Annotated in this window: 16 protein-coding genes; 10 read left to right on the forward strand and 6 right to left on the reverse strand. The window is 55.5% G+C overall.

All coding sequences use genetic code 11. The features are described from left to right. Positions 1 to 91: 91 nt before the first annotated feature. Entirely contained in the window at positions 92 to 1,429 is a 1,338-nt protein-coding gene (locus tag AB4Z52_RS12510; RefSeq protein WP_442218237.1) for an MFS transporter, read from the reverse strand. Between the two features lie 382 nt (positions 1,430 to 1,811). Here AB4Z52_RS12510 and cyoA point away from each other — a divergent pair, with 382 nt between their 5' ends. The 5 genes from cyoA (at position 1,812) to AB4Z52_RS12535 (ending at position 6,892) form a co-directional block, all read left to right on the forward strand. Then, on the forward strand, positions 1,812 to 2,927 hold the full coding sequence (gene cyoA, locus AB4Z52_RS12515) for a ubiquinol oxidase subunit II (RefSeq protein ID WP_442218238.1): 1,116 nt from the start codon (positions 1,812 to 1,814) through the stop codon (positions 2,925 to 2,927). Between the two features lie 67 nt (positions 2,928 to 2,994). Next, on the forward strand, positions 2,995 to 4,998 hold the full coding sequence (gene cyoB / locus AB4Z52_RS12520) for a cytochrome o ubiquinol oxidase subunit I (RefSeq protein WP_442218239.1): 2,004 nt from the start codon (positions 2,995 to 2,997) through the stop codon (positions 4,996 to 4,998). 4 nt (positions 4,999 to 5,002) lie between these two features. Then, complete coding sequence (gene cyoC / locus AB4Z52_RS12525) at positions 5,003 to 5,635, forward strand: cytochrome o ubiquinol oxidase subunit III (RefSeq protein ID WP_442218240.1); 633 nt, start codon at positions 5,003 to 5,005, stop codon at positions 5,633 to 5,635. After that, positions 5,632 to 6,027, forward strand: coding sequence for a cytochrome o ubiquinol oxidase subunit IV (gene cyoD, locus AB4Z52_RS12530; RefSeq protein ID WP_442218241.1), 396 nt, complete (start codon positions 5,632 to 5,634; stop codon positions 6,025 to 6,027). The genes cyoC and cyoD overlap by 4 nt, the downstream gene beginning before the upstream one ends. A 106-nt stretch (positions 6,028 to 6,133) precedes the next feature. Beyond that, a complete protein-coding gene (locus AB4Z52_RS12535) occupies positions 6,134 to 6,892 on the forward strand; it encodes an SURF1 family protein (RefSeq protein WP_442218242.1) in 759 nt (252 codons plus the stop codon). Positions 6,893 to 6,947: 55 nt separating this feature from the next. Here the strand turns inward: AB4Z52_RS12535 and AB4Z52_RS12540 are convergent, their stop codons facing one another. Continuing rightward, on the reverse strand, positions 6,948 to 7,238 hold the full coding sequence (locus AB4Z52_RS12540) for a GCG_CRPN prefix-to-repeats domain-containing protein (RefSeq protein ID WP_442218243.1): 291 nt from the start codon (positions 7,236 to 7,238) through the stop codon (positions 6,948 to 6,950). A gap of 223 nt (positions 7,239 to 7,461) precedes the next feature. On the opposite strand from AB4Z52_RS12540, the gene AB4Z52_RS12545 reads away from it, so the two are divergent. Beyond that, positions 7,462 to 9,069 (forward strand): inorganic phosphate transporter, encoded by a 1,608-nt coding sequence (locus AB4Z52_RS12545; protein WP_442218244.1) that lies wholly within the window; start codon positions 7,462 to 7,464, stop codon positions 9,067 to 9,069. A 162-nt stretch (positions 9,070 to 9,231) separates the two neighbouring features. Here AB4Z52_RS12545 and AB4Z52_RS12550 read toward each other — a convergent pair whose 3' ends face one another. Next, positions 9,232 to 9,465 carry a hypothetical protein gene (locus AB4Z52_RS12550; protein ID WP_442218245.1) on the reverse strand — a complete coding sequence of 78 codons (234 nt, stop codon included), beginning with the start codon at positions 9,463 to 9,465 and terminating at the stop codon, positions 9,232 to 9,234. 1,149 nt (positions 9,466 to 10,614) lie between these two features. Between AB4Z52_RS12550 and AB4Z52_RS12555 the strand changes: the two genes are divergently transcribed. The 4 genes from AB4Z52_RS12555 (at position 10,615) to AB4Z52_RS12570 (ending at position 15,172) form a co-directional block, all read left to right on the forward strand. Next, the gene (locus tag AB4Z52_RS12555) at positions 10,615 to 11,877 is read left to right on the forward strand and encodes a hypothetical protein (RefSeq protein WP_442218246.1); all 1,263 of its coding nucleotides are present in this window, start codon (positions 10,615 to 10,617) and stop codon (positions 11,875 to 11,877) included. A 71-nt stretch (positions 11,878 to 11,948) separates the two neighbouring features. Beyond that, entirely contained in the window at positions 11,949 to 13,067 is a 1,119-nt protein-coding gene (locus AB4Z52_RS12560) for a hypothetical protein (protein ID WP_442218247.1), read from the forward strand. 40 nt (positions 13,068 to 13,107) lie between these two features. Next, positions 13,108 to 14,541 (forward strand): hypothetical protein, encoded by a 1,434-nt coding sequence (locus AB4Z52_RS12565; protein WP_442218248.1) that lies wholly within the window; start codon positions 13,108 to 13,110, stop codon positions 14,539 to 14,541. 172 nt (positions 14,542 to 14,713) lie between these two features. Then, positions 14,714 to 15,172, forward strand: coding sequence for an SRPBCC family protein (locus tag AB4Z52_RS12570; RefSeq protein WP_442218249.1), 459 nt, complete (start codon positions 14,714 to 14,716; stop codon positions 15,170 to 15,172). A 163-nt stretch (positions 15,173 to 15,335) separates the two neighbouring features. Here AB4Z52_RS12570 and AB4Z52_RS12575 read toward each other — a convergent pair whose 3' ends face one another. From AB4Z52_RS12575 to AB4Z52_RS12585, 3 genes are all read right to left on the reverse strand, one after another. Continuing rightward, the gene (locus AB4Z52_RS12575; protein ID WP_442218250.1) at positions 15,336 to 15,758 is read right to left on the reverse strand and encodes an acyl-CoA thioesterase; all 423 of its coding nucleotides are present in this window, start codon (positions 15,756 to 15,758) and stop codon (positions 15,336 to 15,338) included. 84 nt (positions 15,759 to 15,842) lie between these two features. Continuing rightward, positions 15,843 to 16,487, reverse strand: coding sequence for a carboxymuconolactone decarboxylase family protein (locus AB4Z52_RS12580; RefSeq protein ID WP_442218251.1), 645 nt, complete (start codon positions 16,485 to 16,487; stop codon positions 15,843 to 15,845). A 38-nt stretch (positions 16,488 to 16,525) separates the two neighbouring features. Continuing rightward, the gene (locus tag AB4Z52_RS12585) at positions 16,526 to 22,090 is read right to left on the reverse strand and encodes an SDR family NAD(P)-dependent oxidoreductase (RefSeq protein WP_442218252.1); all 5,565 of its coding nucleotides are present in this window, start codon (positions 22,088 to 22,090) and stop codon (positions 16,526 to 16,528) included. Positions 22,091 to 22,092 lie beyond the last annotated feature (2 nt).

A 22,092-nucleotide genomic window follows, 5' to 3' on the forward strand; every position in this document is an offset into this window, starting at 1 on the left:
GCTTCTCGATGAAACTCAACTGACAGCTGTCTAAACAGCAAAAAGCCGCAGCGCCCAAGAGTGCTGCGGCTTTTTGCTGTTCGTGGACTTCTCAGGTGTCCAGTGTTTCGAGCTTGCGGCTAAAGGCGAGCGCGGCGAGCGTACAGATCGCGCCGGACAAGAGGTAATAGCCGGCAAAGGCGATGCCGAACTGGCTGGAAAGGCTGAGTGCCACAAAAGGCGCAAAGCCGGCACCGATCAGCCAGGAGAGGTCCGATGTCATCGCTGCGCCGGTATAGCGGTAGGTCTGTGCGAACCGTGACGCCAGTGCGCCGGCGGCCTGGCCGAACGACAGACCGAGCAGCGAAAAGCCGACAATGACGAAGGTGTAGCGACCGGTCTGGCCAGCACTCAGCAACAGCGGGGCGATGAAACTGAAAATTGCGATCAGCACGGCACAGACGGCAAGCTGAGCGCGACGGCCGATCCGGTCCGCCACTAGGCCGGATATGACGATCCCCGCGATGCAGAACATGGCGCCGATGAACTCGACCATGAGGAAGGCGGCCGGCGTTTGCTCGCTGTACAGCGTTACCCAGCCAAGCGGGAAAACCGTCATCAAATGAAAGAGCGCGAAGCTGGCCAGCGGGGCAAACGCGCCGATCACGACATCCCGACCATGCGCCCGCAGCATGTCTATGACGCGGGTCGCCTCCAGCTCGTGACGTTCGAGCAGGCTGCCGAACTCGGGCGTTGCGACGATGCGCAGCCGCGCGAACAGGGCAACGACGTTGACCGCGAAGGCGCAGAAAAATGGATAGCGCCAGCCCCAGTCAAGGAAATCGGCGTCCGAGAGGCTGAAGACGAAATAGGCAAACAGGGCGCTAGCGATCATGAAGCCGATCGGCGCGCCGAGCTGAGGGATCATCGCATACCAACCGCGGCGGTTGGAGGGGGCGTTCAGCGCCAGGAGGGAGGCAAGGCCATCCCAGGCGCCACCCAGGGCCAGTCCTTGCCCGATACGGAATGCGGCAAGCAGCCCGATCGCCGAAGAGCCGAGCTCGTTGTAGCCGCCAAGGAAGCTGATCGAGACGGTGGAGCCACCCAGTAGAAACAGCGCGATCGTCAACTTGACGCCTCGGCCGTAGGTGCGATCGACCGCCATAAAGATCACCGAACCGATCGGGCGAGCGATGAAGGCCAGCGAAAAGATCAGGAAGGAATAGAGCGTGCCATGCAGGGGGTCGGCAAAGGGAAAGAACAGCTTCGGGAACACAAGCACGGAGGCAATGCCATAGACGAAGAAATCGAAGAATTCCGAGGTGCGGCCAATCACCACGCCGATGGCGATATTGCCGGGTGCCACGGGCTTGCCCGAATGGATCTGGCGCGCATCGCGCTCAAAGCCCGATGAAGTCGGCTCCACGGGCCTGTGTGTCATTGCTACCATAAGAAACCTCCCCTCCTGCAGGATCCCTCCAAGAATCCCCCGCTATTGAGATGTTGAACTAAGCGGCAAGCTTATCAAGTGTTGAACCCGGAAATAGTTCACAAATTTCGCATTCAGCAGCCGTGTTTTTGACTTTTCGGCCGATCTCATGTTTCTTCTTTCGACGTCGGCAGCCCTTTTTTCCGGGTGCGGATACAAGCTTTTTACGGATTATTGTCAGACGGGAAACCCTTCAGGATTTTTTAGGATTTTGTCGGGACGTCCGAAAATTCTGAGATACCGCATTGCGGTATGTTTGCTGCGGTGCGACGAAACACCTCATATCGTTCATGACCACGGTCCTTTAGTCGCCGTGAGGTCGAAACAAAAAGAGCTTTGAGCCGTGCCCAGAGTATCAAAGATTTTCAGCCATTTATCCGTTCTGTCCCTGCTGCTCCTGCTTGGGGGCTGCAACATGGTGGTCATGGCTCCGTCAGGCGATATCGCGCTTCAGCAGCGCGACCTCATCATCGTCTCGACGGTGCTGATGCTGCTGATCATCATACCGGTGATCTTCCTGACGTTTTTCTTTGCCTGGAAATATCGCCAGGCGAACACGGAGGCGAAATACGATCCCGAGTGGCACCACTCGACCCGCCTAGAGGTGGTGATCTGGTCGGCGCCGCTGGTGATCATTATCGCGCTTGGTGCGGTCACCTGGATCAGCACGCATAAGCTCGACCCTTACAGGCCGTTGGACAGGATCGATTCCACCACGCCGCTCTCGCAGGACGTCAAGCCGTTGACGGTGGAAGTCGTCGCGCTGGATTGGAAATGGCTGTTCTTCTATCCTGAGCTTGGCATTGCAACGGTCAACGAAATGGCCGCGCCGGTGAATAGGCCGATCAATTTCAAGATCACCTCATCCGCCGTCATGAACTCCTTCTACATTCCGGCGCTCGCTGGCCAGATCTATGCGATGCCTGGCATGGAGACGAAGCTTCATGCGGTCATCAACAAGCCCGGCGAATTCGAGGGTCTGTCGGCCAACTACAGCGGTGCGGGCTTCTCGCATATGCGCTTCAAATTCCACGGCGTCGATCAGGCCGGCTTCGACCAGTGGGTCCAAAAGGCCAAGTCCGAGGGTTCCGCCCTTGGCCGCACGGAATATCTGGCGCTCGCCAAACCGAGCGAGAAAGAGCCGGTGCGCTATTTCTCCTCCTTCGACGACGGGCTCTACAGCGCCATTCTCAACATGTGCGCCGATGCCAACAAGATGTGCATGAGCGAAATGATGATGATTGACATGAAAGGTGGCGGCGGCAAGGAAAGCCAAGAGAATCGCGCCCGGCTGATCTACGACAACCGCGCCGACGCTGCCCCACCTTCTACAGACAATGCGAAGCACGACGACCATTCGATGCCCGGCATGGACATGGGATCGGGCACTGGATCGAGCATGAAGATGGCGCCTGGCATGAAGATGGATAACGGCGCGCCGGCACAGCCCGGCAAGTGATCTCGCCAGCCAATCAAGAAGCCAGGCAATCAAGAACAAAGACATTCATTAAGGACAGAGGCAATCCATGTTTTCCAACCCGGACCTCTTGAAACTGATCTTCGGCAAGCTGACGCTTGACGCCATTCCCTACCACGAGCCAATCCTGGTGATGACCTTCATCGCCGTGGCCATTGGCGGCGCTGCCGTATTTGGCGCGATCACCTATTTCCGTCTCTGGGGCTACCTCTGGAGCGAGTGGTTCACCAGCGTCGATCACAAGAAGATCGGCATCATGTACATCGTGCTTGCGCTCATCATGCTTTTGCGCGGTTTCTCCGATGCCCTGATGATGCGCCTGCAACAAGCTATGGCCTTCAACGGCTCCGACGGTTTCCTGCCGCCACACCACTACGACCAGGTGTTCACGGCGCATGGCGTCATCATGATCTTCTTCGTGGCCATGCCGCTCGTCACCGGTTTGATCAACTTCGTCGTGCCGCTGCAGATCGGCGCACGCGACGTTTCCTTCCCGTTCCTCAACAACTTCAGCTTCTGGATGACCACAGCGGGCGCTGTGATCATCATGATTTCGCTGTTTATCGGTGAGTTCGCGCGCACCGGCTGGCTGGCCTACCCACCCCTGTCGGAGAGCGCATATAGCCCCGACGTCGGCGTCGATTACTACATCTGGGGCCTGCAGATCGCGGGTATTGGCACGTTGCTCTCGGGCATCAACCTCATCGCCACCATCGTCAAGATGCGCGCTCCCGGCATGACCATGATGAAGATGCCGATCTTCACCTGGACGGCGCTTTGCACCAACGTCCTGATTGTTGCGGCCTTCCCCGTGCTGACCGCCGTGCTGGCGCTGCTGTCGCTCGACCGCTACGCCGGAACGAATTTCTTCACCAACGACCTTGGCGGCAACCCGATGATGTATGTGAACCTCATCTGGATTTGGGGCCACCCCGAGGTCTACATCCTCATCCTGCCGGCATTCGGCGTGTTCTCGGAAATCGTCGCCACCTTCTGCAGCAAGCGGCTGTTCGGCTACGCGTCGATGGTTTACGCCACGGTGGTCATCACCATTCTTTCCTATCTCGTCTGGCTCCACCACTTCTTCACCATGGGCTCGGGCGCCAGTGTCAATTCCTTCTTCGGTATCACCACGATGATCATCTCGATCCCGACAGGCGCCAAGATGTTCAATTGGCTTTTCACCATGTATCGCGGCCGCATCCGCTTCGAGGTGCCAATGCTATGGACCATGGGCTTCATGGTAACCTTCGTGATCGGCGGCATGACCGGCGTGCTGCTCGCCGTTCCTCCCGCCGACTTCGTGCTCCACAACAGCCTGTTCCTGATCGCGCATTTTCACAATGTCATCATCGGCGGCGTGGTCTTCGGCATGTTTGCCGGCATCACCTATTGGTTCCCCAAGGCATTCGGTTTCAAGCTCGATCCGTTCTGGGGCAAGATGTCCTTCTGGTTCTGGCTCACCGGCTTCTACTTTGCATTCATGCCGCTCTATGTGCTCGGCTTGATGGGCGTCACCCGCCGCGTCAGCCAGTTCGACGATCCGTCTTTGCAGATCTATTTCGTCACCGCAGCCTTCGGAGCGGTGCTGATTGCCTGCGGTATCGGTTCGTTCATCATCCAGCTCTTCGTCAGCATCAAGAACCGCGAGGCGCTCCGTGATTTCACCGGCGATCCCTGGAACGGCAGAACGCTCGAGTGGTCGACCTCCTCGCCGCCGCCGGAATACAACTTCGCCATGACGCCGATCATCTATGACCACGATTCCTGGTGGGACATGAAGAATCGCAACCACGTTCGCCCGACGGGCGGCTATCTGCCGATCCATATGCCTAGGAATACTGGAACTGGGATCATCCTCGGCGGGCTCAGCGTTGCCTTAGCCTTCGGCATGATCTGGCATATCTGGTGGCTGGCGCTTCTAACCTTCGTCGCAATGCTGGCCATCGCGATCGGCCACACCTTCAACTACAAGCGCGACTTCTACATTCCGGTCGACGATGTCGTCAGAACCGAAGACGCACGCACGAAGCTTCTGGCAGGACAGGTATAGGACGATGACGACAACGCATGCTGACATCGCTGCCGCCGAGGAAGAGGCGCCGGCCTTCTACCTGAAGGAAGAACATCACCCGGAAGGGAGCACGATGCTCGGCTTCTGGATCTACATCATGAGCGACTGCCTGATTTTTGCAGTGCTCTTCGCAACATATGCAGTGCTCGGTCGCAGCTATGCGGCGGGGCCCTCGCCGGCCGATCTGTTCGACCTGTCGGTCGTCGCCATCAATACCTCGATGCTGCTGCTCTCCTCCATCACCTATGGCTTTGCCATGCTGATGATGGAGAAGAACAACACAAAGGCGACGCTGCTATGGCTCGCCGTCACCGGTCTCTTCGGTGCGGCCTTCGTCGGGCTCGAACTCAATGAGTTCTACCATCTGATACAGGAAGGGGCCGGGCCGCAGCGCAGTGCGTTCCTGTCCTCCTTCTTCACCCTCGTCGGAACCCACGGGCTGCACGTCACGGTCGGCATCATCTGGCTGATCACGCTGATGATCCAGGTCGGGCAGCGTGGGCTGATCGCCGAGAACAAGCGTCGCCTGATGTGCCTCTCGATGTTCTGGCATTTCCTCGACGTCGTCTGGATCGGCGTCTTCTCCTTCGTCTATCTCATGGGAGTTCTCGGATGAGCTCGAACGGCCACGCACCACACCCACACCACGACGCTCATGATACGCATGGTCACCAGGCCAGCCACGGCACGTTCAAGAGTTACATGACGGGCTTCGCTCTTTCCGTCGTCCTGACCGCCATCCCGTTCTGGCTAGTCATGGCGAAGGTCTTCGCAAGCCCTCTAACCACTGCGGCGCTGGTCATGGCGCTCGGCGCCATCCAGATCGTCGTCCACATGATCTACTTCCTGCATATGGACACCAAGTCCGAAGGCGGCTGGAACATGATGGCGCTGATCTTCACGGTAGTGCTCGTGGTCATCGCGCTCAGCGGTTCCCTGTGGGTCATGCATAACCTCAATGTCAATATGATGCCGATGTCGCCGGACATGATGCGCAACATGCCTTGAGGACGAAGGCGGGCGATCGACGCATCGCCCGCAAAATTCCACCACCAGATTTCGCCGGTCGATACGCGCCTCCGCCGACAACGCACCTTTGATGGAAGCTTGCGCCGTGACAGACAGTCCATCACCTTCGGGCCCTCGCTCCGATCGCCGATCGACGCTTGCTCTTGGCCTTTGGGTCTCCGCGCTGCTGTTTCTCACCGCCGTCCTGATCGCTCTCGGAGCCTGGCAGGTGAAGCGGCTGCACTGGAAACTCGACCTGATCGCCCGTGTCGAGGCTCGCGTGAACGCCGCGCCGCAGCCTGCGCCCGGGCCGACGGAATGGTCATCCATCTCTGCCGCCAATGATGAATATCGCCGCGTACAGGCAAGAGGCACGCTGCTGTACGAGGAAGAGGCTGAGGTTTACGCCGTCACCAATCTCGGTCCCGGTTACTGGGTCATGTCGCCGCTCAAGGCTGCCGACGGCACCATTATCCTGATCAATCGCGGCTTTGTGCCGACCGAGCGCAGGGACAGGAAAACCCGGGCCGAGGGCAATCCCTCGGGCGAGGTCACTATTACCGGCCTTCTTCGTCTCAACGAGCCGATGGGCACGCTGCTGCGCTCGAACATGCCTGTCGAGGAGCGCTGGTATTCCCGCGACGTTTCGGCGATCGCGGTCAGCCGAGGCCTTGCAAATGTCGCACCCTATTTCATAGACGCCGATGCGACGCCGAATGCCGGCGGGCTGCCGGTCGGCGGCCTGACGCAGGTGGTCTTTCCGAACAGCCATCTCGTCTATGCCATCACATGGTTCGGCATGGCGGCAATGACGCTGGCAATGACCGTCTATCTGCTACGCTCAGAACGACGAGCAGGCGGCTGAAGCGACTAACACCGCCGTCTTGCGACAGCGGTGTTCGTCGTTAAATCCCCATCTGCTACCAGCGAGGCGACCCATAGTACCAACCGTAGTGGCGTGGCCGATAGTAGCCCCAGCCATAGGGCGGCGGCGGGCGATGGCCCCAGTAGCGGGGAGGCGGGCGACGCCATTCGTTCGGGCGGCAGGCGCCCCAAGGCGTCAGATGCCATCCGCGACCGCAGGCATAATCGACCTTCACGACACGCGACGCTTGTTCAGCGATAGCGGGTGCAGCGATCGGCATGGCGTCGACTGAAGTTGCAGCCAATCCGCCAAACAAAAAAGCAGCGACAATAACAGACAATTTCATCTCGATAGATCCTTTAACCCAGTCCCTTCCGCCTTGCAGTAAAGGCCCGCATGTCTGAACCAATCCTGAACCGAACTTGACTTTTTCGTGGCGATATCAAGGCGATAGCTCGCTATCCCTACTACCCGCGAGCCGAAGATTGATCGCTAGCGTTGTGGCGTCACAACAGCTTCATCATCCAGGTTTAAGTGACGAATGTTATTTACCATATGGAGAGTTAGTCATGGTTGACGTGGTTTCGGGTTCGAGCGGAGGCAGCGAGGCTGCGCATCCACTCCACAAGACAGGCGGCTCGCCGAAATGGTTCCTGCCACTCTTCGGCTTCGTCGTTCTCGGCGGCCTTGGCTACATTGCCTATGCGCTGGGTCAAGATCTCGCGACAGCCAGCGCCGTTCCGTGGATCCTGCTCGGTCTCGCACTTTTGATTGCGCTCGGTTTCGAGTTCGTCAACGGTTTCCATGACACCGCCAACGCCGTCGCGACCGTCATCTACACGCGCTCGATGCCGGCTGAGCTGGCGGTCATCTGGTCGGGCTTCTTCAACTTTCTAGGCGTGATGACATCAAGCGGCGCCGTCGCGTTTGGCATCCTCGCGCTGCTTCCGGTTGAATTGATCTTGCAGGTCGGCTCGAGTTCCGGCCTTGCCATGGTCTTTGCGCTATTGATCGCCGCAATCGTCTGGAACCTCGGCACCTGGTATCTTGGCCTACCGTCATCCAGTTCGCACACGCTCGTCGGATCGATTATCGGCGTCGGTCTTGCCAATCAGTTTCTTGCGCCCGCCGGCAGCGCTACGAGCGGCGTCGAGTGGGGGCAGGCCAGCAATGTGGGCCTGTCGTTGTTGCTCTCGCCGCTCATCGGCTTCGGATTTTCAGCCCTTCTGCTTCTGGTCATGAAGACACTCGTTCGTAACAAGGCGCTTTACGAAGCGCCGAAGACGAATGCCCCGCCGCCGCTCTGGATACGCGCGCTCCTGGTCTTCACCTGCACCGGCGTCAGCTTTGCGCACGGTTCCAACGACGGCCAGAAGGGCATGGGTCTCATCATGCTCATTCTCATCGGCCTGGTTCCCACCGCCTTCGCCCTTAATCGCACTCCCGACATCAACTATCTCGACGCCTATAAGGCCACATCCGCTCAGGTCGAGACCGCGCTTGGTAAATATGTGAAGCCGGGCGTCGTTGCGCCGGCCGACCCCAAGGCCGCAGTCAGCGATGCTGTCAAGAACAAGACTTGGACGGATGCAACCACGCCGGCGCTACAGGCCTATATTCATTCGACTGGTGTTGCTGTCTCCGGATATCCGACCATCGAAAGACTGCCGAACGGCCTTGTCGGCAACATCCGCAATGACATCTATCTGATCGGCGAAGCGCTGAAGCTGATCGACAAACGCAAACTGCTGCCGATGGATGCGGCAGACCTTCAGTCGGTGAGCGCCTACCACAAATCAGTCGACAACGCGACGAAGTTCATCCCGCTCTGGGTCAAGGTCGCCGTCGCTCTGGCGCTCGGTCTCGGCACGATGGTCGGTTGGAAGCGCATCGTTATTACTGTCGGCGAGAAAATCGGCAAGACGCATCTGACCTACGGCCAGGGTGCTGCTGCTGAACTGGTTGCAATGATCACGATCGGGGCTGCCGACCAGCTTGGGCTACCCGTATCGACGACGCATGTCCTCTCCTCGGGCGTCGCCGGCACCATGGCCGCCAACGGCTCAGGCCTGCAATGGTCGACGGTGCGCAATATGCTGATGGCCTGGATCCTGACGCTGCCCGCATCGATCGGTCTTTCCTTCGTGCTGTTCATCGTCCTGCGCCACCTCTTCTAGGCGTTTCGGCCAGGCGATTCAGGCGCGACGCTAAACGACATAGCCCGCGATCGCGTTCATCTCGAACCTGATCGCGGGCTTCTTATTTTCAGTCGTTCACCGAAGCGAGGGGTAGCAAAAGAAACGACAGAAGCACCGTAGGACCCTATGAAATGTCCCTGCTCAGCGCTTCGTATCGCGCTTGACCGACACGGGCTTTGCCTTCGGTGCGGGTTCAAGGAGCGCCGTTTCAGCCTCCTTCTGAAGCCGCAACTCCTTCAGGCGAGCCGTCTTCTTGAGACGCGCCGCCATCTCCTCGAGTGCAATTGCGCGGAACGCGGGATTGTCGGCCAGCGCCTTTTCGCGCTTGGCAATTTTTTCCGGGTTAAACAACGTATCCTTGCCACTCTTCGGCATGCCGCATATCCTTCATCGGGTTGAACTGAGCGGCGGGAGAAACGATCTGTTTCAGCCAATATTCTCGCGCAGAGGCGTCGCGTCATCGACGCAAACCAAGGTTTCGTCAAACGACCTATCAAGTATCGACCGACATATTGGCAGATTTGTCGCCGCCCGTCAGGCCTTAAGAATATTTTATGATGCAGATGAAAGTTGTTCATATAAGCAACGTCGCGTTTGCCGATCAGCCCTCATCCTCGTCGATCGCTGGATTGTCGGGCAGCCATTGGGGGCCCAGGTTACCTTGTGTGGTGACGCCGGCGGGTGCTTTTATACAGTGGCTGCGAAACCCAAAAAAGCCGCCCGGTTGGGGCGGCGGCTGTGGGCGATTTGGCATCGCAAGAATTGTTGGTTGCGGGGGCCTGATCACACAGAGAGTTGCCAAATAACTCGCAACTGGGCGCAAACCTGGTATGGCGGAAGGTCAATGGCACTCAATCAATTGTCGGCCAAGGTCGTCTTTATTGGCAGAAGATCTTAGACATCACTCTGTCGGGCACACGGCCTCCTGCCTATTCCCATCATTCCCCACGGGCATATTGCCACCCAAAAGTTTTCCGACCGATCATGGTTCCGTCACCTGCACGTTTCTCTGCAACCTCCCGTCGCATATTGGTCTGCCGTAGACCTTAACTACCCTGTTATCGAGCATGAGACCATGTACTTCATCGCTGATCTGGAATCTCCAACATTCAAATTGGCCTATCGGATAGCCGTTGGACGTAAGCCGATCCTCAAACACGTACTTTGAGCCTTCGAGCAATTCTGGGTGTCGGCTCGAAAATGGGACGGTTCACCAAAGTGCAATGATCACCATTCACGGTCTTACTAACGGCCCGCAATACTTCCGTGATCCGCTCGTGACCGGTGTCTGCTGCAATATTCAACAGTTGGCACTGCGCTATAGCTAAACCACCGACAGGCGTCGCGAATTGAGTTGGGAGATCGCAGTTTTTATTTGCAATGGAGAGCAACTTGCGGATGAATCTCGACTGAGCAACGCAGTTAACAATCGCGCCTGAAGTACAGGCCAACGTTTATCGATCGGACGCCGGCTTAAAACAAAACCACACAAAACGGCTCTAACTACGTGCGAGAGATTGTAATATGAGCGATGTTCTCCGAGACAGCCAGTCGAACGCGCCAATCTTTGGAACACTTCCCGAGGAGGTGGCTGAGCGCTATTTTGCGAACTCGGTTTTCGATCTTCATGAGCAAAGTCGATGCAGAGACCCCGCAGAGCGCCTTGAGCTCTCTAGGGTCCCCAATGAAAGGTTGACGCTCTTTGATGTGCGGGATTGCGAAACCCTAAAGGAGACTATGTTCGACCATTCAGAAAGTCTCGAGCGCGAGCGTGCTGCATGGGAGTATGCCGAGCGACTGGGGAAAGAGGCTCTCGCTGCAGTTGTAGAGGCTGCTGAACGAGATGATGATGCAAAAACGCGATCGTCACTTCTGTGGCTTATCCAGAAAAACTCAGACCGAGCCTCCGACTTACTACAAAAAGCCCTCAAAGATTCTGATGCGGAAGTCCGCGACTGGGCGCGAATGTTGCTAAGAGAAATCGTTGGGCATCAAAGACGCGGCGGCGCAGCGCGTGTAGCGCGCTTTGATGAGAGCAATCCTTTTGACCAAACCCTGCCGTTGATGATCGCGGGATACGCGCGGACAATTGTCCCCGGAATGGGCTGGGTTCAAGCTACCCTGTCACCTCAATGGTTCGAGGCAATAATGGGGCGAGTAATGGCATGCACTTGTGCAAGAACTTTTGAACATGAACTCATTATTGAAAAGCGGATGAAAGAATACCACTGCGATAAGAGCGATCATTACGAAATTTATAAATTCCGGGGGATAACTTTTCAACCCACAAAATATGTAAGGCATCATATCTACAGTGGTATCGGAGCGCACACATTTTACCCGTCTGGCAAAGTAGAGGACTGTTCGGTTCCGCCAATAGATGACGCTAAAGCCAGCCTTATACGAATCGCTGAAACAGTCCAGATTCAGGAACCGGTAGCAATACCCGACACCGATCGTACGCGTGCACTTGCCGGAAATATCGTGGAATCAGTTCGCGGGAGATACACCGGAACTGCCTACGTCGATGTGGGCAGACTGATAAGGCAAAACATGAAGTTAGGGCCGGGCGACGTGCAATTGACCGACTTGCATCATCCATTTACCGGTCCTCTGACAAACACATTTTTATGGGGGACCTTTAAGGGCAAACTATCCGATCTCAACGGCGATGGATTTCTCGATATCAACACCGAGCGATGTCATTCCACTCTTGATGGCAAGCTAGATTACTTGCTCAACGGCACGCCGAACGCCGATCCATATGATCCCTGTAAAAAAACCTAGTTAAAGATCGTTCCGCGCCGCGCCTTTAGTTGCGTAGAGATCGCTCGGTGAACTAAAATGGGAGAGCGCATATGGCTAGTAGTGAGTGGGAAAAATTAGGTCTTGCTTTGAGACAGGCTCTGGCAGGCTTTCTCGACGTCTCAAAGCAAGGAAGCTATTTTCAAGACGACAATTCTTCGATAGAAAGCTATGGCGAGCAACTTCCGGATCCAGATTCAATCGTCGCGGCGTGCAATCAAGCAACAACCCTAAAACCCGGAAGCTTACTTGTTACATACCAATATGACAATAGTTGCTACCAGGTTACACCTGAAACAAGTGAAATAGAGTTTCTGTTTACGGTGAAGCATCGCCGGAAACCATTTCTTTGGCGCGTCGTGGCCAGCACGAGTGGAAAGATTTACTGTAGTCTCGGAGGGACGCGCGTCGCACATGGTCCGTTTGAATATGCAATAATGGACAAGTGGGGCGCTATTGTCTCAATCGACTTGCGGACGGGGAAGGTAAGCACCATTGCGAAAGGCGAGCGATTGCTTATGCCGAGTGGAATTGAACTCTATGATTCCGAGGCTAGGCTGTTAGTTTGCGCGACGAACGACTTTGAGAGCCCCGGTGCTATTTATTGGTTCGACCTCACAACGGCCGAGCAAGATTTTTTGGCCGTCGGCGCCCCTTTGGTTGACCCGGTCACGGCCATCCTCGACAAAAAGGGAACGCTGTGGATTTGCAACTCGGATCAAACCAAGCAAGATGGCGAGTTGCTTGCAGTCCGACCAAACGGACATTGCGAAACAATGCTCAAACGGCGCGGCCCTGGCAGTGGAGGAATTTGCGGCGTCTGTCACACCGAAGACAACAGTGAGCTTATCCTTTTTCGCATGGATTGGCCCAAAATGCGACATTGTGCAGTTACCAGGTTCAATACAAAATCGCGAAAAGAATCAGTTATATTGGAAAGCGTACCGGGTACACCACGATTCTTCAGCACCTGCGGAGTCGTTAGAGATGGTATTTTATGGTTTGGCGAAAGTTACCGCAAGGTTATATATGGTTACGATCTGCTCAAAAGCGAAATTACATCGGAAATAGACTTTAGTTCCGTTATGGGCGGATCGTCGATCGGAATGAAAAATTCCTACTATTCGATTGAGAATATCTCGGTTGTACCGAAGTTCAAGGGGTGTGATTAGGCGAGAGCAACGTTCAGCGACGAAGCATCGGGAGACACCAATGAATAGTCATGCAGAGCGCGTCGATATAGACACCCTCCAGGGCAATATCTATCCGGGATTTGGCAGTAGAGCTCAGGCGTTTGTCTTCTTGAAAGTAACTGACGCGCGACGAACGAAGGATATTATCCAAAAGATCTCCGAAATTTCGACAAGTGCCCGCACTGTTATTGAATCCAAGCGACTAGGTCGCCCGGAATATAAAGTCGTTTGGTTAAATTTTGCAATTACATTTCATTGCATAACGAATTTTGTCGATACTGATGCAATATCTCAACAATTAGATCATGCTTATATCGACGGATTCGCAGGAAGGAAAGCCGGCCTGGTCGGGAAGCGCGCCTCGGAACGCTGCTCTTGGTCCAATGCGAGAGGGTCCGATGATGGATCCATTGTAGATCTTCTCCTTATATTTGGTGGCTTAAGTTTAGATTCTATCAACTCAAGAATATCAATACTAATTCGCGAGCTCTCTGATAGCGTAGAAGTGGTGCATATAGATTATGGGAAGCGTAACGCCGATAACACAAGCTTGCTTGGGTTTAAAGATTCAATTTATCCCGTTGCACTGAGGGGAAAATGTATCTTAGGAGGGCAATATCAAGATTTGGAAAACGCCGTTAGGGACACGAAATATACGGCGCCAGTGGAGGCATTCGTTTTACAGCATTCGCTTGGGGATGCCAGAAGCTCTACCAACGGCAGTGCAAGTCAAACAGCACACTCACCAAACCTAACCAATGCGTCATATTTGGCCTGTCTTCGATTCGAAGTCGACCACGCGCATTTTGCGAGTGAATGTCATGACATTGCGACTCGAATAAATAGAGAGGCGGGCGAGACTGTTATAACGGACGAGGGCGTCAAGGCTATCATGGTTGGCCGTTGGCCCTCTGGCCTGCCGTTCGGGGCGGGGTTTTCCGACAACGGAAATTATTCCAATGTTGATAGATGGGAAAGCCAAGCGGAGGCAATAATAGCAGACCAAAAATTGGCCTCAGCAATCGGCACGGCAGGGTACTGTCCGGCTGCCGCACATGTTCAAAAGATGTCGCTGGCAATACATCGGCCGCGGAAGCGGAAAGATCTGATTGACTATAGTAACGGGATATTGCGTCGAGGGATACCAATGGTTGGATCAACGGAGCCGGAAAAGCCTCGCGGACTTATGTTCGTTTCCTACCAACGATCGCTAGAACGACAGTTTGAATTTCTGCTTAAGTCCGTTGCGTCGAACGCGGACTATCCCGAAGTCGGAACCGGTTGCGATCCCGTGATTGGCCTTAGATCGAGGAGCACATCTTACTTCACCGTCAACATATATCGTCAGAACGTTGTGCGAGCGTTAAGGCTGCATTTAAACTCAGAAGTATTTAGACTGACCGCGGGGGATTATTTCCTGGCTCCACCGCTAAATTTCCTATCTGATTTCTGACCAAAGGCAGCGGACGAGGCTAAAAGGAAATGATTAGCTGCGCTGCGGAAATCCGAGGCCCGCCCCATCCTGTGGCTACAACGAACCAGTATCGTGATTACATTGTTTGCCCTAGAGCGCCCTAGGCCCATCGCTTATCATCTAGTTGGACATCTAACCGTGGAGAACTGAAATGTTTCCGCCGATTATCTGCAAAATGGAAATTGATGCCCCTGAAGACGTTGTATTCAAGCATCTGGCATATTCGGACGGACTAAACAAATGGTTTACAACGGAAAGCAGTATTGATCAGTGGGCGGGCGGAAGAATTTGGTTCCGGTGGGTGGAGTTTGGGCCCGAGAGAGTGACCATTGAAGATGAAGGTGAAGTAGTTGAGTTCAGCGAACCATCGCTATTGATTTTTACGTGGAAGCCTGGAGTGAGCAAAACTACTGTCAAGCTCTCTATTCAACGATGGCTTGACCGTACATTAGTGACGCTTACTGAGGAGGGCTTCTCAGATGCCCCCGAAGATGTTCGCGCAATGCTAGACGTCGCGTGCGGGTGGGGTGAGGCACTTATGTCGCTGAAATGGTATTTGGAAACGAATGCTTCCGTCAAAGCCAAAACTCTTGGTGAATCTGATACTTAAATGTGCAGATGGTTGATTCATGCCAGTTGCGGAATTGAAGCTTAACCCCGGAAAATTCCAACTTCGGCCGTTCCGAAATCACGGAGCAATTCAAAGTCAGCGAATAAACCATACACGAAAGGCCCCCTTCAAAAGTTAGGCACCCGGCGATCTCCCAGAATAGTCACGATCCCGTTACTGGATCCGCGAATTTCCTATCTTCAAAATGGGCGAATGCGACTACCAACTCGGGCGGAACCGCACATGGAATGAGCCCCCCATCATCGACAATGCACATACATCCAATCTCTTGATATCCAGCGGCGACCAACCTCTCGGGTTCGCCCGCCAGATAATCGAATTCCAGACCCAAGCGATTTTGGCGTTGGTAACTTAACCGCATGCGTAGCCTAACTTCATCGAATGCTGTCAACTCTTGATAATATTCGCAAGTTACTCGTAGTGTGACCAACCGCAGGTCGCGTGTCAGCCGCTCCAGAATGGTGGGAGCAAATTCCTTGAGGAACATTTCGCGACATCTTCCCTGCCACGCAATATGGTGACTAAAGTAAACATTGCCGACGACATTTGTTTCCTGGAATGTCACGGTATGGCACCATGAAAAATGGGCTTCATTGGACACTGCATCAGAGCATTCAGGTCTATGATCCGTTCGCATTTGACCGACCTCTCAGTGATTTTCAGGACCGCCGGGGACTGCCGTGAGGCGCTGATCTCGATAGCCGAAGGCTGCAATCTGCAAACCTCTTGCCTCATATGCTGACGTGTCTGAAGGGGTTGCAGAACGAAAACCGTCGACTATGCGATTGTACATCGAGAAGCCGGCTGCGATGAGCACGGCGAGTTGAACGTCTTGATCTGTGGCTCCTACCCCTTTGGCAAGAACGACCTCTGTGGACGTAAGGTCGAGGGCTCGCCGTCGGACCGTCAGCGCGATAGCGAGCAAGGCTTGGAGTTTTTCCGAGAGATTGGATAGATTTCCGGCTTTGACTTGGGAAATTATTTCCGCAACCATTTCCTGGGCGCCCTCGCGCTGAAGCAGTAGCGCACGGCTGAAAGCCCCATGCGAGTCCATGCAATACATACAGTCATTTGCCGCTGAAACCGCAGTTGCGATAATTTCGCGTTCGGCTCGGTCGATCGTGGCGCCTTCCCAAGGCGCCACGAGGAGAACGTCCGCCAAAGCCCGAAGGGGTTGAGCAAGCTCCTTTGAAATATGCATTGCCGCCAAGATTCCCGGAAGCTCCGGGAGGCCGCTGACCACGGGCTGTTCGAGGGAGCGCCCGATTCTTTCGGCTTGTCTTGCATCGCTCATGACTGAACTCCCTTATTTTACTGTGGTTGCATAGTTGACTATCTATTGGTGGTGATACGATCCGTTTCCCTAGAAGCGGTGACACCCACCGCGAGCCAGTATTGCTCGCCGTGGATCGAAAACCTCAATTGGAAGGCCGATTCGCCAGAGCCGCATTTCGGTCGAAACTGGCCGTCGATGGGACTGCCCTCTATCGCGAGGCCCTGGTCCAGCTTGCGCGCCACCTCATTTGTGGTCCATCGGAGAGCTTTTTCGGCGGTGCCATCTCCTTCAAAGTGGTGGAATGCCTCAACGTCGCATGCTACCGGCACAGTACTGCGAATGGCCACGGTCATGTGTTGGCAGTGTGCTAGTCCAACATGACCGTCTCCCAACTGGAGAAGGGGGCGGCCATCTCCGCCGTGACCGATTTCATAGTCAATCCCGAGTCTTTCCAGAACACGTTTCCTACGTTGGTTCCGGTCCATGTTGGGATCGTAGAGCAAAGAGGCCGATAGGGCCCCACCCACTTTTTGATTTCGCGCAATTCTTTCTATAACCGGACCAAGCAACGCTGGCTGACTATCAACCGCTGTGCGCCATTCGTGCGGCGCTATGGCATGAAACCGGGCGTCACCAAAATGCACGACTACCTCGCCGGACGCTCCCAAACCCCAAATATCGAAACAGAACTCGTTCCCATGAGCCCAGTTCTCACGCGCCACCAAGCTTGCAACCGGCATGCTCGACAACACGTACAGACCCCCAATCCCCGTTGGTACGACGCGTTGTGTTGGAACCGTGGCCTGAAGTGCATGGAGCAAGGCATCAGCGCTGCCTGGATCCCAAAAGGCTAGTGCTTGATGGTGGAACGAACCAAACCAAGAGTCTTCCTTGTCATTTCGCAGGGAACCAGTGACCAGCCGAGACGAAAGCGTATTGAGCGAGGCAATACGCTGGAAGCGACCTGCCCCGAAAAATAGCGGCCCGTAGCAGTCTCCAACGGCGGGTGGAACTGCCTCCACCGTCGGCGGAGCGGGCGCGTATAATTCCAGATCGCTCTGAAAGATGGCTGTGGCAAATGGCACCGAGAACCCGTCATCGTCGGCGAATATCGCCGCTCTTACGTCTCCCGACCATTGCCGGCATGCTGCGATTCGCATCAGTGTTGACGAGCCGAACGGCACTGAGATCGCTCTCATAAACATGACGCTCGAGGCGTTTGTCAGCCGCCCGGAGCCTGTAAGGCAACTCGTTACCTGCCCCATGGCCTCCAATGCCATAACTCCCGGAAAAACCGGTCTTCCATCGATAACATGGTCAGCCAGATAGGGATCACTTCCATGTGAAACTTTCGTTTCGCTCACGATCTCAACGCCGGGGTAGTCCACTAAAAGATCGTCAACGAACCTCAAGAAGGGAATATCGCTGCTGCCGATAAGCGACCTAGACGGCGCGCCAAATCGACTCGTCACGCAGATCGTGCCGGAAACGCCGTGTTCAAGCATATAGCAGAAGACACGCCTTGCATCCGAAGTTGAAATCGGATCGACACCGCGAGCTTGTAGTCGCTCGATCGTGCCTAGTCTCTCGCCCATCCCTCCGGCGCCCCACACGGTCCATTCAATGGAAAGGCACTTGCAATTGGGCGTGGCGGCCGCAAACTTCTCTAGCAGATCAGACTGCATTGCGTTTGCCAGTGCGTAATGTGCCTCGCCCTCCAAGCCGACGCGAGCGATGATAGATCCGAAAGCGACTACAGATGACAGATCCCCACCAAACGATTCCAGTACATGGCGAAGACCACAAACCTTGGGAGCAAGAGTCACATTGAGACGATCAGAGTGTATTTCCAGAAAGGGCGTTGGCTCGTTTATGGCTGGGGCGAACAAGAGGGTAGTCGGCAGCAACCCAGCATGTTGCAGGCGCTGCTTGAGCGCAATAACGTCCTTTATTTCAGTTACGTCCGCCTGCATGTATTGGCAGCGAAGGCCCAATCGAACAGCGTTTTCCAAAGTGGCCTGAACCTCCCTGTCCTCCTCCGTGCTGCGACCGACCAAAACGATCGCCTGGCCGGTGACGGCTGAGGCGGCGACACAATCAAAGCCGATGCCCTTGGCGCACCCTATTGCTAAGATCACTTCATCGCTGCAGGGGATGGGGGGGTGGCTGGACGTTAGGGTACTCGGACGGAATACCGCTATCTCCAGGTCACACGCGGTAAGCCGGAATTCAGTAAGTCCCCTCGGTACTTGGCGCAGAGCGTTCATTATTCTCGGATCGTCGGCTGGCGCCGATCCAACATCCATCAAGACGAACGTTTCAAAAAACTGCTCCTCCACGATAGAGCGGCAAAAGCCGGAAATCGGTGCGCCAGCATGCAAGATCGCAATACGAGTGACCTTCTCGAGAACCGCTCGTTGCAAAGCGCGAACAAAATCAACCGCGGCACCCGTGTCGAAAGGACTCGAAATCCGGAGAATATGGTAATCGCATTCATTGCGGTTCGACGGATCCATATCGGCTGGATAGGAAACCGGAGGCTCGACGGCTTCAAAGACCATGGAGTACGCGGCCACCCATCGCCCTGCCCCTTCAACTCTTTGCCGAGCGACGTCGGTCGGAAATTCCATGATTTCTCTAATAGCAAGAGCAAGGATATCAGGCGTTGCATTGGCAAATTCCGTCGGATTTGACAGCCCAGCCAAGCCGCACGCTCGTGCTGCCGCGACAGCGATCCGGGAGACAGTCAAGGAGTTCAGATGGAGGTCGTTCAAGAACTTTGAATCTGGGGAAACACTGTTCCGATTCAAACCTGTTTCGCGCGCAACGCAGTCTCGAACTACATCAAGCACAGATAGATTTTCGAGCCCCACTGGATCAATGGAAGGGGCGAGGCTAACAACCATATTCTCTTCGTAGGCTTCGGCTACCGACTGTGTCTCAAAACCACAGGGGTTTGAAAGAAAGGTAGGGTGGCTATTTAAATCGATGACCCGCAAGCTGTCACGTGGATACAGGGCGTCTGCATTGATATCGCATCTGCTGATATGCAGAGCCGACAAGGTTTCCATAAAGGGAACCAGCGTCTCTCCAAAAGCGTCGATGCTGGCGCTCATTAGCCCTACGGATGAAGCCAGACGCGACAGCCCGGCGCTTGGACCAACTTCAACTACAAAGTCGGCATGCTCTTTCATTGATTGGAGTACTGCATCGAAGAGGACCGGGTGGGTGAGTTGATCCGCGAGCAATACTCTTGCCTCAGACGCCGAGCCTACGCGCGATCCCGACACCGAGGATAGGACTGTGCCGGCTGGCTCGTGCAGCGGTACATCATTTAGCAATTTCGTAAAGACTTGGGATGCTAGATCCATAGCATGACTGTGGAAGGCGTGGGAAACATTCAGCCTATAGGGCTCGAAACCACATTGTCGCGCCTGGTCAATCACCGCGGCGATGGATTCCGCTGGTCCCGCCAGGACAAATTCACCGGCACCGTTACGGCAGGCAACGTCGCATTCGTAAGCAATAGCAATAGCTGCGATTCGATCATGGTCTCCCTGAAGCCGGACCATTCCGCCGCCAAGCTGCCCATGGCGTCCCATGGCGTGGCCGCGTTTTGCCGCGAGAGATATAGCTTCCGGGTCGGAAAGCACGCCGCCCCACGCTAGGGCGGACAATTCGCCAACGCTATGTCCAGCGCCAACAGAGGCCTTCACGCCCAACGCCTCGAGCAGCCTGACGGCTGTCAGGCTCGTTTGTATGATGGCCAACTGCGCATTCGCGGTGTCTGTGTTGCCGTCACGAATAGTGAGGTGATGTTCGCGAAGGATCAGCTCGGGAAAGCGCTTCGCCCATATCCCTGCAATCGGGCGTACTGGAGCCGCTTGTCCGGGAAACATAAACCCGATCCTTGCGGCCGGCGAGTTAATCGAGAAATGGATTCCATTCACAGAGCCCGTTGCCAGGGCGTCTACGGCCGAAATCGCCTGCTGAGTTTTTCTGCGAAGCTCTGTGGGACTACAAGCCGCGAAGCCAAGCCGCCATGGATGCGAACCGTCCTTTTCGTGGGCGAACTTCCCCGCAAGATCCTCCATCTCGGATAATGAAAGATGATCTGCAACGGCTTCGCAGGCGACCAAGCCCCGCCGTAGGGTTTCACGATCTGCAGCACTGAATAAAAAAACCTCGCAGTCTCGCGCCCGCGGAGGGAAGCAGTTGTGGTGTGCCCCCGATATACTGGCTGCCGGCTCCAGCACCAAGTGAACATTGATGCCACCAAACCCAAAGCTCGAAACGCCGACGATCGGCAATCGACCATTCATCCGCGTCGGCACTAATATCGGAAAAACTTTATCGCCTGTCTCATGAAAGCTTGGGTGCGGTGTCTCACAACCAACATGCGGCGCAAGAAGACCCGTCTCCAAGCTCGCTATCGCCTTTATGAGCCCGGCCATTCCGGCGGCAGCTTTCGTATGGCCAATATTCGCCTTGATCGACCCTATCGGCAGTGGGTCTTTGGCGTCCTCCCGCAGTTGTGCAAGAGCGGCAATTTCGACCGAGTCGCCGATCGCGGTCCCCGTTCCATGTGCCTCGATGTAGGCGACGGCTCGTGGATCGAGCGCTGCTTTCTCGTAGGCCCGTTTACAAGCTAGCAATTGGCCCTCAACTGTGGGCCGAGTCAGACCGCCAGCTCCGTCGGTTGACATGCCCCATCCCGATAGGATTGCACGCACGGGAATGTCGTAACGCGCCGCAGTCTCAGCGCGCGCAAGTAGGACTACGGCCCCGCCTTCTCCCGGCCAAAAGCCGTCCGAATTTCGGTCGAACACACGCATCCGACGTCGCGCGAGCGCACCATTTCGCGAGAACCCAACCAGCTCGAAAGGATCGAGGGAGAGATCGACCGCGCAGACCACCACAAAATCCGCCTGCCCAGATTCGATTAGCGTTGCAGCGCTTGAGACGGCAACCAGGGAAGACGAACAGGCTCCGTCTACGGAATACCCGCCGCCACGGAAATCGAAAAAGTTCGCTATCCGACCCGCGATAGTATTGGCAAGGCTGCCGGCGAGCGTTTCTTCTGTCGGTTGCTCTAGCCGATCCCGCATCAATTGAATAAAGCGCTGCCGCGTAGAATGGCATGCGCGCTCGTCAACTTCGGCTTCCCTCAGCGCCTGAGCAAGCACGGCGTCAAAAAACGGCAGTCGCAGGCGCATACTAGTCGCCCGGCTGAATTCGCCTGTAAGCGTATTGGCAACGATTACCGCGGTACGCTCCTTCGGGAGCGCCTGCGCGCCACCTATTGCCTCCATTACGTCGCTCGCTAGCTCAAGCGCTAACCAATGCGATAGATCGGTGGAAGCAAATGTCCGTTTAGGGATTCGGAATCGCTGGCAATCAAACGACCAATTCGTGATCAGGCCTGCCATGATAGGCGTGATCGAATCCGCCTCTCCGGCAACCTTGGCATCATAAGCGGAGATATCAAGGCGCCTTCGGGGGATCGGGCGAAATGACCGTCTTCCTTCCAGAGCATTCGACCACAAGGCATCAGATGTCGCGGCGTCCGCAAACCGGCAGGCCGTGGCGGATACAATAATTCTATCTCTGTCGTTGAGCATCG

The organism is Rhizobium sp. 2YAF20 (assembly GCF_052114685.1).
GTDB lineage: Bacteria > Pseudomonadota > Alphaproteobacteria > Rhizobiales > Rhizobiaceae > Rhizobium.

Excerpts from the sequence above, each read along its gene's own strand:
- AB4Z52_RS12510 (WP_442218237.1), bottom strand. The coding sequence starts at position 1,429 with ATGGTAGCAATGACACACAGGCCCGTGGAGCCGACTTCATCGGGCTTT.
- cyoB (WP_442218239.1), top strand. The coding sequence starts at position 2,995 with ATGTTTTCCAACCCGGACCTCTTGAAACTGATCTTCGGCAAGCTGACG.
- cyoC (WP_442218240.1), top strand. The coding sequence starts at position 5,003 with ATGACGACAACGCATGCTGACATCGCTGCCGCCGAGGAAGAGGCGCCG.
- cyoD (WP_442218241.1), top strand. The coding sequence starts at position 5,632 with ATGAGCTCGAACGGCCACGCACCACACCCACACCACGACGCTCATGAT.
- AB4Z52_RS12540 (WP_442218243.1), bottom strand. The coding sequence starts at position 7,238 with ATGAAATTGTCTGTTATTGTCGCTGCTTTTTTGTTTGGCGGATTGGCT.
- AB4Z52_RS12545 (WP_442218244.1), top strand. The coding sequence starts at position 7,462 with ATGGTTGACGTGGTTTCGGGTTCGAGCGGAGGCAGCGAGGCTGCGCAT.
- AB4Z52_RS12550 (WP_442218245.1), bottom strand. The coding sequence starts at position 9,465 with ATGCCGAAGAGTGGCAAGGATACGTTGTTTAACCCGGAAAAAATTGCC.
- AB4Z52_RS12555 (WP_442218246.1), top strand. The coding sequence starts at position 10,615 with ATGAGCGATGTTCTCCGAGACAGCCAGTCGAACGCGCCAATCTTTGGA.
- AB4Z52_RS12560 (WP_442218247.1), top strand. The coding sequence starts at position 11,949 with ATGGCTAGTAGTGAGTGGGAAAAATTAGGTCTTGCTTTGAGACAGGCT.
- AB4Z52_RS12565 (WP_442218248.1), top strand. The coding sequence starts at position 13,108 with ATGAATAGTCATGCAGAGCGCGTCGATATAGACACCCTCCAGGGCAAT.
- AB4Z52_RS12570 (WP_442218249.1), top strand. The coding sequence starts at position 14,714 with ATGTTTCCGCCGATTATCTGCAAAATGGAAATTGATGCCCCTGAAGAC.
- AB4Z52_RS12580 (WP_442218251.1), bottom strand. The coding sequence starts at position 16,487 with ATGAGCGATGCAAGACAAGCCGAAAGAATCGGGCGCTCCCTCGAACAG.
- AB4Z52_RS12585 (WP_442218252.1), bottom strand. The coding sequence starts at position 22,090 with ATGCTCAACGACAGAGATAGAATTATTGTATCCGCCACGGCCTGCCGG.